This window comes from Stenotrophomonas sp. YJH_SMC_43, from assembly GCF_059372535.1.
In genome coordinates, this window is sequence record NZ_JCAFVQ010000001.1 from 15,410 (window position 1) to 32,422 (window position 17,013).

Annotated in this window: 12 protein-coding genes; 8 read left to right on the forward strand and 4 right to left on the reverse strand. The window is 67.4% G+C overall.

Annotated features, from left to right (window positions below; all coding sequences use genetic code 11):
• Nucleotides 1-37 precede the first annotated feature (37 nt).
• The 3 genes from AC5QAH_RS00080 to pbpC all read left to right on the forward strand — a co-directional run bounded on the left by AC5QAH_RS00080 (nt 38) and on the right by pbpC (nt 8,994).
• Nucleotides 38-1,498: a bifunctional 2-methylcitrate dehydratase/aconitate hydratase gene (locus tag AC5QAH_RS00080; RefSeq protein ID WP_019338674.1), complete on the forward strand. Its 1,461-nt coding sequence runs from the start codon at nt 38-40 to the stop codon at nt 1,496-1,498.
• A 157-nt stretch (nt 1,499-1,655) separates the two neighbouring features.
• Nucleotides 1,656-6,563 (forward strand): alpha-2-macroglobulin family protein, encoded by a 4,908-nt coding sequence (locus AC5QAH_RS00085; RefSeq protein WP_049454930.1) that lies wholly within the window; start codon nt 1,656-1,658, stop codon nt 6,561-6,563.
• Nucleotides 6,564-6,612: 49 nt separating this feature from the next.
• On the forward strand, nt 6,613-8,994 hold the full coding sequence (pbpC, locus tag AC5QAH_RS00090; protein WP_049454928.1) for a penicillin-binding protein 1C: 2,382 nt from the start codon (nt 6,613-6,615) through the stop codon (nt 8,992-8,994).
• Nucleotides 8,995-9,148: 154 nt separating this feature from the next.
• Here pbpC and AC5QAH_RS00095 read toward each other — a convergent pair whose 3' ends face one another.
• The gene (locus AC5QAH_RS00095) at nt 9,149-9,724 is read right to left on the reverse strand and encodes a ferritin-like domain-containing protein (protein ID WP_010482780.1); all 576 of its coding nucleotides are present in this window, start codon (nt 9,722-9,724) and stop codon (nt 9,149-9,151) included.
• Nucleotides 9,725-9,753: 29 nt separating this feature from the next.
• A complete protein-coding gene (locus AC5QAH_RS00100; protein ID WP_049454927.1) occupies nt 9,754-10,236 on the reverse strand; it encodes a peroxiredoxin in 483 nt (160 codons plus the stop codon).
• 261 nt (nt 10,237-10,497) lie between these two features.
• Between AC5QAH_RS00100 and AC5QAH_RS00105 the strand changes: the two genes are divergently transcribed.
• Nucleotides 10,498-11,391, forward strand: coding sequence for a DnaJ C-terminal domain-containing protein (locus tag AC5QAH_RS00105; RefSeq protein WP_010482782.1), 894 nt, complete (start codon nt 10,498-10,500; stop codon nt 11,389-11,391).
• Nucleotides 11,392-11,479: 88 nt separating this feature from the next.
• Here AC5QAH_RS00105 and pilH read toward each other — a convergent pair whose 3' ends face one another.
• Both pilH and AC5QAH_RS00115 read right to left on the reverse strand, forming a co-directional pair.
• On the reverse strand, nt 11,480-11,851 hold the full coding sequence (gene pilH / locus AC5QAH_RS00110) for a twitching motility response regulator PilH (protein ID WP_005410644.1): 372 nt from the start codon (nt 11,849-11,851) through the stop codon (nt 11,480-11,482).
• Between the two features lie 88 nt (nt 11,852-11,939).
• Complete coding sequence (locus AC5QAH_RS00115) at nt 11,940-12,935, reverse strand: YhdH/YhfP family quinone oxidoreductase (protein WP_495232028.1); 996 nt, start codon at nt 12,933-12,935, stop codon at nt 11,940-11,942.
• A 153-nt stretch (nt 12,936-13,088) separates the two neighbouring features.
• Here AC5QAH_RS00115 and hflK point away from each other — a divergent pair, with 153 nt between their 5' ends.
• From hflK to AC5QAH_RS00135, 4 genes are all read left to right on the forward strand, one after another.
• Complete coding sequence (hflK, locus tag AC5QAH_RS00120; RefSeq protein WP_010482784.1) at nt 13,089-14,222, forward strand: FtsH protease activity modulator HflK; 1,134 nt, start codon at nt 13,089-13,091, stop codon at nt 14,220-14,222.
• Nucleotides 14,219-15,082: a protease modulator HflC gene (gene hflC, locus AC5QAH_RS00125; RefSeq protein WP_010482785.1), complete on the forward strand. Its 864-nt coding sequence runs from the start codon at nt 14,219-14,221 to the stop codon at nt 15,080-15,082. The genes hflK and hflC overlap by 4 nt, the downstream gene beginning before the upstream one ends.
• Nucleotides 15,083-15,150: 68 nt before the next feature.
• The gene (locus AC5QAH_RS00130) at nt 15,151-15,336 is read left to right on the forward strand and encodes a DUF2065 domain-containing protein (protein ID WP_049454925.1); all 186 of its coding nucleotides are present in this window, start codon (nt 15,151-15,153) and stop codon (nt 15,334-15,336) included.
• Between the two features lie 317 nt (nt 15,337-15,653).
• A complete protein-coding gene (locus AC5QAH_RS00135) occupies nt 15,654-16,946 on the forward strand; it encodes an adenylosuccinate synthase (protein ID WP_010482787.1) in 1,293 nt (430 codons plus the stop codon).
• Nucleotides 16,947-17,013 lie beyond the last annotated feature (67 nt).

Below are 17,013 nucleotides of genomic sequence, written 5' to 3' on the forward strand. Positions count from 1 at the left end.
GCACGGGCAACCGTGCACCGCAACGAGGAGATCGACGATGTCCGACAACCACACCCCATCCAACGAGCGTGCAGCGTGGGATGCACTGCTGGTGGATATCGTCGATTATGTGCGCGATGCCCGCATCGACTCACCGCTGGCGTTCCAGACCGCGCATCACTGCCTGCTTGATACGCTGGGCTGCGGCCTGGAAGCGCTGTCCTTCCCGGCCTGCAGCAAACTGCTCGGTCCACTGGTGCCGGGCATCAGCGTGGTCGACGGCGCGCGCGTACCGGGCACGCACTACGTGCTGGACCCGGTGCAGGCCGCCTTCAACATCGGCGCAATGGTGCGCTGGCTCGATTTCAACGACACCTGGCTGGCCGCCGAATGGGGCCATCCATCGGACAACCTGGGCGGCATCCTTGCCGTCCTTGACTGGCTGGGGCGCAACGCGCAGGCCCTGCGTCGTCCGCCGCCGACCGTGCACGACGTGCTGCTTGCGATGATCAAGGCGCACGAGATCCAGGGCGTGCTGGCGCTGCAGAATTCCTTCAACCGCGTCGGGCTGGACCATGTGGTGCTGGTCAAGGTGGCCACCACCGCGGTGGTCTCGCAGCTGCTCGGGCTGGATCGCGAACGCATGCTCAATGCAGTGTCGCTGGCCTGGATAGATGGCCAGGCGCTGCGAACCTACCGTCACGCGCCCAATACCGGCTCGCGCAAGAGCTGGGCCGCTGGCGATGCGACCAGTCGTGGCGTGCGTCTGGCGCTGATGGCAGCCAGCGGCGAGATGGGCTATCCCAGCGTATTGAGTGCACCGACATGGGGTTTCGAGGCCGTATCCATGCACGGTCAGGCACTGACACTGGGGCGACCGCTGGGCAGCTATGTGATGGAGAACGTGCTGTTCAAGATCAGCTACCCGGCCGAGTTCCACGGCCAGACTGCAGTGGAGGCGGCGGTCACGCTGCACCAGCAGCTGCGCGCGATGGAACGGCGGGTCGAGGACATCGCGCACATCGCCATCCGCACCCAGGAAGCCTGCATCCGTATCATCGACAAGCAGGGGCCGTTGCATAACCCGGCCGACCGCGATCACTGCGTGCAGTACATGGTCGCCATCGCGTTGCTGCACGGGCGGTTGGTGGCCGAGGATTACGAGGACGACGTTGCCGCCGATCCGCGCATTGATGCGCTGCGCGCGAAGATGGCCTGCCATGAAGACCCGCAGTTGAGCGCGGATTATCTGGATCCGGACAAGCGCAGCATCGCCAACGGCCTGAGCGTGCGCTTTACCGACGGCAGCGAGCTGCCCGAGGTACTGGTGGAATACCCGCTCGGCCACGCCCGGCGCCGCGAGGAAGGCATTCCGCTGCTGATGGACAAGTTCCGCCGGCACCTGGCCCATCGCTTCCCGACCGCCCAGCAGCAGCGCATCTGGGCCGCTTCACTGGACCCGGTGACGCTGGCGGCGATGCCGGTGACCGACTACGTGGACCTGTACCTGCCGGGGTGAGGCCGCTCTGGTAGATGCCAACCTTGGTTGGCATGGGGGGCGCCAACCAAGGTTGACGGCTACCGGGTCCCGGGCGGGACCGGGTTTCCGACCGCCGGGGCGTCAACACCTTGACGCGGCCTGCCTATAATGGCCACCTCGATCAAGGAGTGACGACATGAGCGGTCCGGCACGGCGGAAGCGGTGGGGATGGGCGGCGGCGGTACTGGCAGGAGGCCTGTTGCTGGGTCTGGCCGGCTGCCGCAACGACAGCGGGCAGCTGCCCAAGGCCAGCGGTGAAGCCATCACCACCAAGGCCGAGCAGGTGAAGGAGTTCACCCTGCTGCGTGCCTACCCGGACCAGAAGAATGACGGCTTGTCGCTGGCGCTGGAGTTCTCGCGCCCGCTCGTCGGCACCCAGGATTTCGACAAACTGGTGCGCTTCGAGGAAAAGGTCGGCACCGACGACAGCAGCTGGACGCTGTCCGATGACGGCCTGACCCTGCGTTACCCGTTCGTCGAGGCCGGCAAGGAGTTCAGCCTGGTGGTTTCGCCGGACCTGCTGGCCGCCGATGGCAGCCGCCTGGGCAAGGAACTGAAGCAGAAGGTGTTCAGCGGCGAGCTGAAGCCGGTGGTCGGCTTCGCCTCGCAGGGCAGCGTGCTGCCGGCCAAGGACAGCCGTGGCCTGCCGGTGGTGTCGGTGAACGTGCCGGAGGTCGACGTCGAGTTCCTGCGCGTGCGCGAGAAGGACCTGCCGACCTTCTTCAGCCAGTACCAGCGCGGAGGCCGCCGTGGCAGCTGGGAGCTGAGCAGCGACTACGAGCGCAGCCCGATCAACAAGCTGGCCGAGCCGGTCTACGTCAACCGCTTCATCCTGGGTGGCAAGCAGAACGAGCGGGTGCTGACCTACCTGCCGACCCAGGACATCAAGGAACTGCAGGAGCCGGGCCTGTACTTCGCCCTGCTCAAGCGCACCGGTGACTACGAGGGCGAGTTCGATACCGCGTTCTTCTCGGTCAGCGACATCGGCCTGCATACCCGCGCCTACAAGGACAAGCTGTTCGTGCACACCGCCGGCCTCAAGGACGGCGCACCGCTGAAGGGCATCGACCTGCGGGTTCTCGATGCCAAGGGCGAGGTGGTGCTGAAGGGCAGCACCGACGGCAACGGCAATGCGCTGCTGAACTACACGCTGGATGCCACCCACGTGCTGGTCGCCAGCACTGGCAAGGACACCAGCTTCCTGCCGTTCAACCAGCCGGCGCTGGACCTGAGCGAATTCGCCGTGGCCGGCCGTGACAATGCCTGGTTCGACGTCTACGCCTGGTCCGGCCGCGACCTGTACCGCCCGGGCGAGACCGTGCGCCTGTCCGCGCTGCTGCGTGACAACGATGGCAAGCCGGTCAAGGCGCAACCGGTGTTCCTGCGCCTGAAGCAGCCCGACGGCAAGACTTTCCGCGAGACCCGCCTGCAGCCGGGTGACCAGGGCTACATCAATTTCGAGCAGGTGATCCCCGCCGAGGCGCCGACCGGGCGCTGGCAGATCGAGTTCCGCACCGACCCGGCCAGCAAGGAGGCGATCCAGGGCATGACCCTGCGCATCGAGGAGTTCCTGCCCGAGCGCATGAAGCTGGATCTGGACAGCGCGCAGAAGACGCTGAAGCCGGGTGAGGACCTGCGCCTGCAGGCCAATGGTGCCTACCTGTATGGTGCGCCGGCCGATGGCAACCGCTTCACCGCGCGCATGGCAGTGGCGGCCGAGCAGCAGCCGGTGGAGGGCCTGCCGGGCTACTTCTTCGGTGACCCGACCCTGCAGCTGCCGCGCGAAGCCAAGGACGTGATCGACACCACGCTGCCGGCCAACGGCCAGCTGCGCGAGGATGTGGCATTGCCGGAGGAGGCGACCAAGGCCAAGGCACCGATTGCGGTGGTGCTGTCCGGCAGCCTGTACGAGACCGGCGGCCGTACCGTCACCCGCACCTTGAAGCGGGTGATGTGGCCGGCCAATGCGCTGGTGGGCGTGCGCCCGCTGTTCAATCCCGAAGACGGTGCCGATGCCAACGGCAATGCGCGCTTCGAGCTGATGCGCGTAGATGCAGCGGGCAAGCCGCAGCCGGCCAAGGGCCTGAAGATCACCCTGGTGCGCGAACTGCGCGACTACCACTGGACCTTCAACGACAACCGCTGGGACTACGACTTCACCCGCCGTTTCGAGAACAAGGAAACGCGCACCGTCGATGCCGGCGGCAGCGCGGTGGCCTTTGATTTCCCGGTGGAGTGGGGCGAGTACCGGGTGGACGTGTTCGATCCGTCCACCGGCCTGACCAGCCGCTATCCGTTCCGTGCGGGCTGGAGCTGGGGTGATGACAACCGCGGCCTGGACGCGCGCCCTGACAAGATCAAGCTGGGCCTGGACAAGACCGGCTACAAGGCAGGCGACACGCTCGAGGTGACGGTGACCCCGCCGCACGCCGGCAAGGGCATCCTGATGGTCGAGACCGACCGCATGCTGTACGTGCAGGGCATCGACGCCAAGCCGGGGTCGACCTTCAAGATTCCGGTTACCGCCGACTGGGAACGCCACGACGTGTACATCACCGCGCTGGTGTTCCGTGGCGGCAGTGCGCCGAGCAAGATCACCCCGGCCCGTGCTGTGGGGGTGGTGCACGTTCCGATGGACCGCAAGGGCCGCACCGTGGCGGTTGGCCTGGCTGCGCCCAAGCAGATGCGGCCGGAGCAGGACCTGCCGGTGACGGTCAGTGCACCGCAGCTGGCGGGCAAGATGGCGCACGTCACCGTCTCGGCGGTGGATGTAGGCATCCTCAACATCACCCGCTTCCCGGTGCCCGACGCCGGCGCGCACTTCTTCGCCCAGCGTCGCCTCGGCATCGATGCCTACGACATCTACAGCCGGGTGATCGAGAGCTTCGATGGCGGCAGCGGCAAGCTGAAGTTTGGTGGCGACATGGCGCTGCAGGCGCTGCCGCAGGCCAAGCGCCCGACCGCACGCGTGCAGACCGTGGACCTGTTCTCCGGCCCGGTGCAGCTGGATGCCAAGGGCATCGCCCGCATCCGCCTGAAGGTGCCGGACTTCAACGGCACCCTGCGCGTATCGGCGCTGGTCTACAGCGATGACCAGTACGGCAAGCGCGATGTGGAGACCGTGGTGCGCGCGCCGATCCTGGCCGAAGCCAGCATGCCGCGCGTCCTGGCCCCGGGCGACCGCAGCACCGTGACCCTGGACGTGCAGAACTTCACCGGCAAGCCGGGGCAGTTCAACGTGAAGGTGGAAAGCGAGGGCCCGTTGAACCTGGGTGAGGGCAGCCGCAGCGTGCAGTTGAATGCCGATGCCAAGACCACGCTGAGTTTCCCGCTGTCCGCGCGTGAGGGCCACAGCGTAGCCAAGGTGCGGGTGCGGGTGGACGGCAACGGATTCAAGGCCGACCGCCGCTACGAGCTGCCGGTGCGTGCGGCGTGGCCGCAGGTGCTGCGCTCGCAGGTACGCACGCTGGATCCACTGGCCGCGGTCAGCCTCGACAACAGCCTGACCGACGGCCTGATGGCCGAGTCGGTGAACGCGCGCCTGCTGGTCAGCCCGCTGCCGCCAATCCCGTTCGCCAGTGCCCTGCAGGGCGCGTTGAACTACCCATACGGCTGCGCCGAGCAGACCACCAGCAAGGGCTACGCCGCACTGATCCTGGACCAGGCGACGTCGTCGATGCTCGGGGCTGACGGATTGGATGCCAAGACCCGCCGCGAGCGCATGGAAGGCGCGTTCGGTCGCCTGGCGTCGATGCAGGTGGCCAACGGCAACTTCTCGATGTGGGGTGACGACGGCTACGTGAACCCGTGGCTGACCCCGTACATCACCGAGTTCCTGCTCGATGCCAAGGACGCCGGCTTCGCGGTGCCCGACAACGTACTGCAGAAGGCACTCAGCCGCCTCAGTGAGGACCTGCTGTCCGGTGGCAATCAGTTCTACGGCCAGGATGACCGCGAGAAGCTGAAGTTCGCCAACCAGGCGTATTCGGGCTATGTGCTGGCCCGGGTCAACCGGGCGCCGCTGGGTACCCTGCGCACGCTGTACGACAACGAGCGCAGCAAGGCGGTCGGTGGCCTGTCGCTGGTCCACCTGGGCGTGGCGCTGTCACTGCAGGGTGATGCCAAGCGTGGCCAGGCGGCACTGGCGGCGGCGTTCGCCAAGTCCAGCAGCGAGCGCCCGTCGTACTTCGGCGACTACGGCAGCGCGATCCGCGATGACGCACTGATGATCGCGCTGACGCACGAGAACAAGCTGGCCAAGCCCGCCTGGGACGCACGTGCGGTCGATCTCGGCCGTGGCCTGGATGCCCGCCGCAATGCCGGCTGGATGTGGCTGAGCACCCAGGAGCAGGTGGCGATCGCCCGCCTCGGCAAGGCCCTGGCCGCCAACCAGAAGGCGCTGGTGGCCGGTGAGCTGGTGATCGGTGGCAGCACCGAGGCGATCAGTGAGCGCAAGCTGTTCGGCCGCAACTTCACCGGCAGCGAACTGGCCAGCGGCGTGCGCTTCACCCCGCAGGGCCAGCCGCCGATGTTCGCCAGCATCGACGTGGCCGGCATCCCGCGCAGCGCGCCGGCACCGGACAACAGCGTGCTGGGTGTTGAACGCAGCTACTTCGGCACCGATGGCAAGCCGTGGACGCCGCGGCCGCTGAAGGAAGGCGAAGCGCTGATCGTGCGCGTCACCGTCACTGCCGATACCACCATGCCGGATGCACTGCTGACCGACCTGTTGCCGGCCGGCCTGGAGATCGAGAACTTCAACCTGGGCGACGCCAAGCAGTGGGCCGATGTGGTCGTGGACGGCATCACCATCAGCGATCGTGGTGAAGCCGCCGATACCAAGCACGAGGAGTTCCGCGACGACCGCTACGTGGCTGCGCTGAAGCTGTCGCGTGGCAGCAAGGCCAACGTGTTCTACCTGGTACGCGCGGTGACCCCGGGAACCTACTCGGTGCCGCCGCCGCTGGTGGAGGACATGTACCGGCCGCAGCTGCGCGGCGTCGGCCGCAGCAACCCGACCACGATCACGGTGGTACAGCCGTGACCGCGCGGACGGGCCGCGACGGCGCGGCCCGTCCTGATGGCAATTCGCAATGAATGACGCAATGAAGACCCGGCTGGCGGCCCTGCGCCGCCGGCTGCGGCCGCTGTGGCCGTGGTTGCGCTGGGGCACGGCCGCCTCGCTGGCGCTGCTGCTGGTGCTGGACTTCGCTTTCCCGCCGCCGCTGCCGAAGCAGCGTGATACCAGCACCCTGGTGGTGGCCGCCGACGGCACGCCGCTGCGTGCCTTTGCCGATGCCGAGGGCGTGTGGCGCTATCCGGCTTCGATCGACAGCGTCTCGCCGCTGTACCTGCAGGCGTTGCTGACCTACGAAGACCGCTGGTTCTGGCGCCATCCTGGCATCAACCCGCTGGCGATCCTGCGTGCCAGCGGCCAGTTGCTGCGCGGCGGCCGCATCGTGTCCGGTGGCTCGACCCTGACCATGCAGGTTGCCCGCATCCTCGACCCGCATACGCGCACGCCTTGGGGAAAGCTCAAGCAGATGCTGCGCGCGGTGCAGCTGGAAGTGCATCTGAGCAAGCAGCAGATCCTGGCCCTGTATCTGGAGCGCGCGCCTTACGGCGGCACCATCGAGGGCGTGGAAGCGGCCAGCTGGGCCTACCTGGGCAAGCCGGCGGCGCAGCTGTCGCATGCCGAGGCCGCGTTGCTGGCGGTGCTGCCGCAGGCGCCAAGCCGGCTGCGCCCGGACCGCCATCCGGAAGCGGCGCAGAAGGCGCGCGACAAGGTGCTGTCACGCATGGCCGAACTGGGTGCGTGGACGCCGGAGGAAGTGGAGGACGCGCGCATCGAGAACGTGGTGGCGCGCTCGCTGCGGCCGCCGCTGCATGCGGCACTGCTGGCGCAGCGGCTGCATTCAGCGCAGCCGGGCAAAGCGCGCATCCAGAGCAGCATTGATATCGGCCTGCAGCGCACGCTGGAAGAGCGCGTGGCCAGCTACTTCTCGACGCTGCCCGAACGCACCTCGTCCGCCCTGCTGGTGGTCGACAACCAGACCCTGCAGGCACGTGCCTATGTGGGCACGCTGGCGTTCGGTGACCGCCAGCGGCTGGGGCACGTGGACATGGTGCAGGCCTGGCGCTCGCCGGGGTCCACGCTCAAGCCGTTCCTGTATGCGATGGCACTGGATGACGGCCTGATCCATTCGGAAAGCCTGCTGGTGGATGCGCCGCAGAGTTTCGGCAGCTACCGCCCCGGCAACTTCGACATGGCCTTCAACGGACCGATCGGCGCTTCCAGTGCATTGCGCCTGTCGCTCAACGTACCCTCGGTGGATCTGCTGCAACGGGTCGGTGCTGCGCGTTTCGCCGCTCGCCTGTCGCATTCCGGCATCCAACTGCGTTTCCCGCCGGGCAGCACGCCTAATCTGTCGCTGATCCTGGGCGGCACCGGCGCGCGGTTGGAAGACCTGGTCGGCGCGTTCGCCGCGCTCAACCGCAATGGCATCGCCGGGCGCGTGCGTTACACCGACGATGAGCCAATGATCGAGCGGCGCCTCGCTTCGCCCGGCGCAAGCTGGATCGTCCGCGAGATGCTGGAATCGAATCCGCGGCCGGGCTATGGCGTCGGGACGTTCGATGTCGGTGGCCGCCCGCGTGTGGCGTGGAAGACCGGCACCAGTTACGGGTACCGCGATGCGTGGGCCATCGGCAGTACCCGTCACTACACAGTGGGCGTGTGGGTGGGGCGACCAGACGGCACGCCGTTGCCGGGCCAGTATGGTGCGGTTACCGCACTGCCGCTGATGTTCGAAGTGGTGGACAGCCTGCCGCGCCAGCGTGGCGATTCCGCTGCTGCGCCAATGCCGGCCAGTGTCAGCCAGGAAGACATCTGCTGGCCGACCGGCGAACGTGCCGAGGGACTGCCAGCTGCGCTCTGCCAGCGCAGGATGCAGGCCTACCTGCTGGACGGTGCAGCACCACCGACCTTCCCCGAGCGCGAGGCGCGGCGCTGGCAGCCGGGGCGGCAGCGTTACCTGGCCGATGCGCGGACCGGTCTGCGTGTCTCCGCTGATTGCCGTTTGCCGCATGAGGAAGTCGCGCGTGAGATCGCTCGCTGGCCGGCGCTGTTGTCGCCATGGTTGTCCAAGGCCACGCGCGAGGCCTCGCAATTGCCAGCGCTATCGCCTGACTGCCGCGACGATGGGCGTGAGGCCAGTGTCGCGTTGCACATCGATGGCCTCAATGATGGCGCAGCACTGGCGCGTGCACCCAACGCCGAACATGGCGTACGCCTGCAGCTGCGCGCGCTGGGCAGCGAGCAGGCGGTGGACTGGTTGCTGGATGGACGCTGGATTGCGCAGACCCACGGCGCGCAGTTGATGCAGCGCGAGTTCGCCGATCCGGGAGCACATACCCTGACCGCGCTGGCGGCAGATGGCGCGTGGACCCAGGTACGGTTCAACGTGCTGCGGTAGGTGCCGACCTTGGTCGCCGCTTTCCGTATATTTGCGACGCTGTTGTAGAGCCGAGCCCATGCTCGGCTGACTGCACCACGCACGTCGCAAGAGCAGCCGAGCATGGGCTCGGCTCTACAACGCGGCAGATGGCAGCGAGCGTGTGGCGTAACCGCTATTCCCCGATCCACCCATCCAGCAGGTCGGCAAACTCGTCGGCGTGTTCCTCTTCCTGCGCCAGGATCTCTTCGAGGATGCGCTTGGTGGTGGTGTCGCGGTCGCCGATGAAGTTGATCATCTCGCGGTAGCTGTCGATGGCAATGCGTTCGGCCACCAGGTTCTCGCGCACCATGTCGCGCAGGTCACTGCCTTCCTTGTACTCGGCGTGCGAGCGCGCGGTCAGCGTATCCGGGTTGAAATCGGGCTCGCCGCCGAGCTGGACGATGCGCTCGGCCAGCTTGCCGGCGTGTGCCTGCTCCTGCTGTGCGTGCTCGAGGAACTCGGCCTTGACCGCGTCGGCCAGCATGCCCTTGGCCATGAAAAAGTGCCTGTAGTAGCGCAGCACGCACACGTACTCGGTGGCCAACGCGTCGTTGAGCAGCTTGATCACTGCCTCGCGGTCGGCATTGTAGCTGTCGGTGATCGCACCATCTTCGATGTTGCGCCGGGCGCGTTCGCGCAGGGTCTTGCGGTCGCTGATGCCGGGAACCTTTGCGGCAGGCTTTGTGGCTTTGGCTGGCTTGCTGGACATGGCTGGCCGTTTCCTCTTGCGGTGGGGAATCAGGTGGGCAGGTGCTCCAGCACGTACTCGGCCGAAGACACCTCGAACTGGCCCGGCTGTTCGACCCAGGCCGCACGCACCACGCCATCGACCACGTACAGGGCGAAACGGCGTGAGCGGATGCCCATGCCCGAGGCGCTGGCGTCGAGTTCCAGGCCGAGCGCGCGAGTCAGTTCGGCGTTGCCGTCGGACAGCATCAGCAGGCCGTCGGGCACGCTCTGGTCGGCGGCCCAGGCCTTCATCACGAACGGGTCGTTGACGGCCATGCAGTAGACGTCGATGCCGCGCTGGCGGAATGCCTGGAATTTTTCGACGTAGCCGGGCAGGTGGCGGGCCGAGCAGGTCGGGGTGAACGCGCCGGGCACGGCGAACAGCACCACCTTGCGCGCATCGAACAGCGAATGCGTATCGAGTGTTTCGATGCCCTCGCGGATGCGCTTGAGGGTCACTTCCGGAATGCGGTCGCCGACATGGATGGTCATGGGGAACTCCTTGCTGGGGCAGGCTAGTGGGCCGGATGGGACAGGGGCGTCAAGACATTGGAAAACCTGCGTGCAGGCCCCATCTTCGGGCTTTGCGGCAGGGGCTTCCAGCCACAGCGTGGGGCATGGGGATGGCAGCCGCATTGCGCAGGATCAGTCGGCCTCACCGGCGCCGCACGAGGCCCGGCGTAGCATCGCCGGCGCGTAGAATGAACCCGGGGCGGCGCCACCGGCGCGGCCGAAGCGAATCGAGGTAGCTGGATGGAATTCAAGGATTACTACGCCACCCTGGGGGTGGAACCGAGCGCGGGCGAGGCGGAGATCAAGACCGCCTACCGCCGGCTGGCACGCAAGTACCACCCGGACGTCAGCAAGGAGGCCGGGGCCGAAGACAAGTTCAAGGCGGTCAACGAGGCCTACGAGGCGCTGCGCGACCCCGAAAAGCGGGCGGCCTACGATCAGCTGCGCGCGCAGGGCTATCGCCCGGGCGAGGAGTTCAACGTGCCGCCGAACTACGGCGGCGCCGGGGGGTTCAATTTCGAGGAAGTGTTCGGCGGCGGCGGCCCCAACGGCGGCTTCAGCGACTTCTTCGAAAGCCTGTTCGCGCGCCAGCGTGGCGGTGGCGGCGCTGGTCCGGGGCCGGGCTTCAGCAGCCAGGGCCATGCGCCCAATCGCGATACCCGCGCCAAGCTGTCGGTACCGCTGGAAGCGGCCTACAACGGTGACAGCCTGCGCATCACCGTCAACGGCAAGCAGCTGGACGTGCGCGTGCCCAAGGGCATCCGCCCGGGCCAGGTGATCCGCCTGGCAGGGCAGGGCAACCATGGCGGCAACCTGCTGCTGGAAGTGGAGTACGCCGCGCACCCGCAGTTCGAGGTCGATGGCCGCAACATCCTCTATACGCTGCCGGTCACACCGTGGCAGGCCGCGTTGGGGACCAGCATCAGCGTGCCGACCCTGGGCGGTGCGGTGGAGCTGAAGATTCCGGCCGATTCCGATGCCGGGCGCAAGCTGCGCCTGCGTGGCCGTGGCCTTCCCGGCAGCCCGGACGGCGACCAGATCGTCGAAATCGAGATCGTGGCCCCGGCTGCGACCGACGAGGCGCAGAAGAAGGCCTATCGGAATCTGGCCAAGGCGTTTGGCGAAACGATCTGAGATCGATTCTGGTGGGTGTGGACCTCGGTCCACACGCCTTTCGGCCGTTCAAGGCGTGCCAACCAAGGTTGGCACCCACCGGAATGTTTCAGCCCTGCCCGGCGAACACCCGTTCCAGCACCTCGGACAGTTCATCTTCCGAGAACGGCTTGGTGATGTAGGCTTTGGCGCCCTGGCGCATGCCCCACATGCGGTCGGTGTCCTGGTCCTTGGTGGTCACCAGGATCACCGGAATGTGCCGGGTCGCCTCGTCGCGGGCGAGGGTGCGGGTAGCCTGGAAGCCATTGAGGTTGGGCATCACCACGTCCATCAGGACCAGGTCGGGCAGCTCGGCCTTGGCGGTTTCGACCCCGGCGGCGCCATCGGTGGCGGTCAGGATCTGGTGCCCGAGCTTCTCGACGATGCGCTGTATCCCCAACAGCTGCGACGGTGAGTCGTCGACGATCAGAATGCGTGCCATGTTGTTCCCCATGTAATGCCCGCAGTGTAGTGCGGGCACATTACCGGCGGGAGGGGCGCGTCTGCCGTCCGTCGCCTGCCTGCGACGTTCAGTCGATCCGCACCACCGTGCGCCCCAGCGAGCCGCCGGCCAGCATCCGCTGGAACACGGCGGGCAGGCCATCCAGGCCGACTTCGGCAGTGCAGATGCGGTCCAGGTGCTGCGGCTTCCAGTCACTGCCCAGTCGCGACCACACCTCTTCGCGCAGCCCGCGCGGCGCATTGGCCGAGGACACCCCCAGCAGCGAGACACCGCGCAGGATGAACGGCATCACGGTCATGTCCAGCGTCGGGCTGGCGGCCAGACCGGCGCTGACCACGCTGCCGTAGGGCACGGTCTGCGCCAGCAGGCTGGCCAGCATGTGGCCTCCGGCATTGTCGAGGCCACCGCCGAAGCGCGCCGACTGCAGCGGGCCGGTATCGGCCAGCGCGTTGCGTGGCAGTACCTCGGTGGCGCCGATGCTGCGCAGGAAATCGGCCTGGTCCTGCTTGCCGCTGACCGCGTGCACGCTGTAGCCGGCACGGCTGAAGATCGACAGCGCCAGCGCTCCGACGCCGCCGCTGGCACCGGTGACTGCCAGCGGGCCGAGTTCCGGGGTCTGCCGGTTGTCCTGCATGCGCAGCAGGGCCAGCGCCGCAGTGAAGCCGGCGGTGCCCAGCACCATCGCCTCGCGCGGGGTCAGCCCGGCCGGCTGGGCGATCACCGCGCGCGATTCCAGCCGCACGTACTGGCTGTAGCCGCCATCACGGGTCTCGCTGAGGCCGCAGCCGGTGGCCAGCACCGCATCGCCTTCACGCCAGTCCGGGTCGGAGCTGGCGACCACGGTACCGGCCACGTCGATGCCGCCCACGAGCGGGAAGCGGCGCAGGATTTTCCCCTTGCCGGTACCGGCAAGGGCATCCTTGTAGTTGACCGAGGACCAGTGGGCGCGGATCAGCACCTGTCCGGGGTTGAGGTCGTCGATCCGGAGCTGGGCAAGGCCGCTGCGGTAGCCGGCGTCGTCGTTTTCGATGCGGAAGGCGGTGAACGGGGTGGTGGGGGCCATCGGCGTTGCCTGACTTCGAGGAAAACGCCACCTTACCCCGTTGCCCCCCTTTCGATCCTGCCGATCCGCCCCATCTTGTATGATCGGTGATGGTTTCACGGCTGGCGGTGCGGGAAGGGCCCGCGCCGCAGCCCAAATCTTGATGGAGCGTGCATGGCCTGGAATACACCCGGCGGCAACAAGGGCGGACAAGGCCCCGAGGACAATCGACGCGGGCCCTTCGGGTCGCGCGGCGGTGGCAATGGTGGTGGCTGGGGCGGACTGCCCGGGCCGCTGAAGGACCTGTTCGACGGTGGCATCGTGCGTTGGGTGGTGGCAGCCGTGGTGTTGCTGGTGCTGTTCTCCAGCTTCCAGCTGATCGGCGAACAGCAGCGTGGCGTGGTGCTGCGCTTCGGCCAGTTCTCGCGCATCCTGCAGCCCGGCCCGAACTTCAAGCTGCCGTGGCCGATCGAATCGGTCACCAAGGTCAATGCCACCGAGATCAAGACCTTCTCGATCCAGGTGCCGGTGCTGACCCGCGACGAGAACATCGTCAACGTCTCGCTGAATGTCCAGTACCGCATCGACGACCCGCAGCAGTACCTGTTCGGCACGGTCGATGCCAACCAGGTGCTGGAGCAGTCGGCGCAGAGCGCGGTGCGCGAAGAAGTGGGCCGCGCTGATCTCAACGCCGTGCTGAACAACCGTGGCCCGCTGGCCGTGGCTGCCGAAGAGCGCCTGCAGGCGCTGCTGAAGGCGTTCAAGACCGGCCTGACCGTGACCGGCCTGACCCTGCAGGACGCCCGTCCGCCAGAAGAGGTCAAGCCGGCCTTCGACGAGGTCAATGGCGCCCAGCAGGTCAAGGAACGCCTGATCAACGAAGCCCAGGCCTACGCCGCCAAGGTCGTGCCGGAAGCCCGAGGCCAGGCCTCGCGTGCCCGTACCACTGCCGAAGGCTACAAGCAGGCCGTGGTGTCCAAGGCCGAGGGTGACGCGCAGCGCTTCAGCCTGTTGCAGGCCCAGTACAAGGACGCCCCGGAAGTGACCCGCAAGCGCCTGTGGCTGGAGACCGTGCAGCAGGTGCTGAGCGAGAACCGCAAGGTGATCGGTGGTGATGGCCGCCAGCTGATCTACGTGCCGATGACCGGCGATACCCGTCCCACCACCCCGGCTCCGCCGGGAGTGACGAACCCGGAGGTGGTGATGCCGTCGCTGCCGGGTGCAGCGGCGGAAGCTTCCCGTGATCCGGGCCGGCCGGTGGGCCGCCCGACCGGGCGACCGAGCGGCCGTGAGGAGGGCAGCCGATGAAGAGTCCTATCTGGATCGCCGTGATCGTGGCGGTGGTGCTGGGCCTGCTCGGCTCGGTGTACGTGGTCCGTGAGGACCAGACCGCCATGGTCCTGAACCTGGGCAAGGTGGTGCGTTCGGACATCAAGCCGGGCCTGCACTTCAAGGTGCCGGTGGTGGAAACGGTGAAGGTCTTCGACCGCCGCTTCCAGGTGCTCGACACTGCGCCGGCGCGTTACTTCACCGCCGAGCAGAAGGACGTCAGCGTCGACTTCTTCGCCATCGGCTACATCTCCAACGTGGGTGACTACTTCCGTGCCACCGGCGGCGATCCGCGGATCGCCAATGCCCGCCTGGCACCGATCATCACCGACTCGCTGCGCAACCAGATCAACTCGCGCACCCTGCAGCAGCTGGTCTCCGGCGACCGCAGCGAGCTGATCGCCGAGCAGCTGAAGGGGATCAACGAAGCCGTGGCCGGCCTCGGCATGCAGATGATCGACCTGCGCATCAAGCAGGTGGACCTGCCCACCGACAGCCAGGTGATCAATGACGTGTACGAGCGCATGCGCGCCCAGCGCAAGCAGGAAGCCGCCAAGCTGCGTGCCGAGGGCGAGGAGCAGTCGCTGACCATCCGTGCCCAGGCCGACCGTGACAGCACCGTGCTGATCGCCGAGGCCGAGCGTGATGCCCAGCGCCTGCGTGGTGAAGGCGATGCCGATGCCGCCCGTATCTACGGCAAGGCCGGCTCGGCCGATCCCTCGTTCTACGCGTTCTACCGCAGCCTGGAGGCCTACCGTGGCTCCATGACCGACGGCAACGGCGTGATCGTGCTGGACAAGAACGACCCGTTCCTGCAGTACCTGAAGAACGACCGCTGAGGTCGCAGGGCACTACCCCACGGGGCCCGGCCAGACGCCGGGCCCCGTGCTTTTTCCGGAGTCCCCCCATGAAAGATCTGTTCGCCGCCGTCTGCCTGGTCGCGGTGCTGGAAGGCCTGTTCCTGTTCGTCGCCCCGTTCGCCTGGAAGCGCATGGCCGACCGCCTGCTGGACCTGCCCAGCCCGGCCCTGCGCAGCTTCGGCGGGCTGGTGCTGCTGGCCGGCCTGAGCCTGCTGTGGTGGGTGCGGCACTGAACCCCGCCCTGTAGCGTCCGAGCCCATGCTCGGGCGGCGCCGCGCAGCGGCGGGAAGGCAGCCGAGCATGGGCTCGGCTCTACATGAGACGCCGGCCTGACCGGCCGGTGAAGCCGTCCGTCGGAAAGGTGGCACCCGACCCCGGAAACCCGGATAATGCACAAAAGCCGGACGGGCCTCCCCGTTCGGCTTTTTCCGTGTCTGGGCCTTCCATCGCCGGCTGCTCCCCGTTTGGAGCCGCCCTCCAGGTGCTGGCCAGCCCCGCCACGGTTTACCCGTCCGCGGCCCCGATGGCCGCAACATATGAGGAGCCCGTCATGGGTCAGTCTGTCGTAGTGCTTGGTGCCCAGTGGGGCGATGAAGGCAAGGGCAAGATCGTCGATCTGCTCACTGAGGAAATCGGCGCCGTCGTGCGCTTCCAGGGCGGCCACAATGCCGGCCACACCCTGGTCATCAACGGCAAGAAGACCGTCCTGCACCTGATCCCGTCGGGCATCCTGCGTGACGATGCGCTGTGCCTGATCGGCAACGGCGTGGTGATCTCGCCGGCCGCGCTGCAGAAGGAAATCGCCGAGCTGGAATCCTCCGGCGTGGAAGTGCGTTCGCGCCTGAAGATCTCCCCGGCCGCGCCACTGATCATGCCGTACCACATCGCCCTGGACCAGGCGCGCGAGCGCGCTGCCGGTGGCAAGGCGATCGGCACCACCGGCCGTGGCATCGGCCCGGCCTACGAAGACAAGGTGGCGCGTCGCGGCATCCGCATCGCCGACCTGCATTACCCGAAGCAGCTCGAAGAACTGCTGCGCACCGCGCTGGACTACCACAACTTCGTGCTGACCAAGTATCTGAACACCGATGCGGTCGACTTCCAGAAGACCTTCGACGAAGCGCTGGCCTTCGGCGAGTACGTGCAGCCGATGAAGTCCGACGTGGCCGGGATCCTGCACGACCTGCGCAAGCAGGGTAAGCGCGTGCTGTTCGAAGGCGCGCAGGGTGCGCTGCTGGACATCGACCACGGCACCTACCCGTACGTCACCAGCTCCAACACCACCGTCGGTGGTGCGCTGGCCGGTTCTGGCGTCGGCGCCGATTCGATCGACTACGTGCTGGGTATCGCCAAGGCCTATGCCACCCGCGTCGGCGGCGGCCCGTTCCCGACCGAACTGGACGACGAAGTCGGCCAGGGCATCCGTGACCGCGGTGCCGAGTACGGTGCCTCGACCGGTCGCCCGCGTCGCTGCGGCTGGATGGACATCGTCGCGCTGAAGCGCGCCGTGGCCATCAACGGCATCAGCGGCCTGTGCATCACCAAGCTGGACGTGCTCGATGGCATGGAAAAGCTGAAGGTCTGCATCGCCTACGAATACAACGGCAAGCGCACCGAGTACGCCCCGCTGGACGCACAGGGCTGGGAAGACTGCACCCCGGTGTACCTGGAGTTCCCGGGCTGGAGCGAGAACACCCACGGCATCACCCACTGGGACGACCTGCCGCCGGCCGCACGTGCCTACCTGCGTTCGCTGGAAGAGCTGGCGGGTTGCCCGATCAGCATCGTCTCCACCGGCCCGGACCGCGACCACACCATGGTCCTGCAGGATCCGTTCGCCTGAGTGCGTGACCGGTAGCGCTGGGCCATGCCTGGCGTCGCAGAAGGAAGAAGCCCCGCGAACGCGGGGC

Excerpts from the sequence above, each read along its gene's own strand:
- AC5QAH_RS00080 (WP_019338674.1), top strand. The coding sequence starts at position 38 with ATGTCCGACAACCACACCCCATCCAACGAGCGTGCAGCGTGGGATGCA.
- AC5QAH_RS00085 (WP_049454930.1), top strand. The coding sequence starts at position 1,656 with ATGAGCGGTCCGGCACGGCGGAAGCGGTGGGGATGGGCGGCGGCGGTA.
- pbpC (WP_049454928.1), top strand. The coding sequence starts at position 6,613 with ATGAATGACGCAATGAAGACCCGGCTGGCGGCCCTGCGCCGCCGGCTG.
- AC5QAH_RS00095 (WP_010482780.1), bottom strand. The coding sequence starts at position 9,724 with ATGTCCAGCAAGCCAGCCAAAGCCACAAAGCCTGCCGCAAAGGTTCCC.
- AC5QAH_RS00100 (WP_049454927.1), bottom strand. The coding sequence starts at position 10,236 with ATGACCATCCATGTCGGCGACCGCATTCCGGAAGTGACCCTCAAGCGC.
- AC5QAH_RS00105 (WP_010482782.1), top strand. The coding sequence starts at position 10,498 with ATGGAATTCAAGGATTACTACGCCACCCTGGGGGTGGAACCGAGCGCG.
- pilH (WP_005410644.1), bottom strand. The coding sequence starts at position 11,851 with ATGGCACGCATTCTGATCGTCGACGACTCACCGTCGCAGCTGTTGGGG.
- AC5QAH_RS00115 (WP_495232028.1), bottom strand. The coding sequence starts at position 12,935 with ATGGCCCCCACCACCCCGTTCACCGCCTTCCGCATCGAAAACGACGAC.
- hflK (WP_010482784.1), top strand. The coding sequence starts at position 13,089 with ATGGCCTGGAATACACCCGGCGGCAACAAGGGCGGACAAGGCCCCGAG.
- hflC (WP_010482785.1), top strand. The coding sequence starts at position 14,219 with ATGAAGAGTCCTATCTGGATCGCCGTGATCGTGGCGGTGGTGCTGGGC.
- AC5QAH_RS00130 (WP_049454925.1), top strand. The coding sequence starts at position 15,151 with ATGAAAGATCTGTTCGCCGCCGTCTGCCTGGTCGCGGTGCTGGAAGGC.
- AC5QAH_RS00135 (WP_010482787.1), top strand. The coding sequence starts at position 15,654 with ATGGGTCAGTCTGTCGTAGTGCTTGGTGCCCAGTGGGGCGATGAAGGC.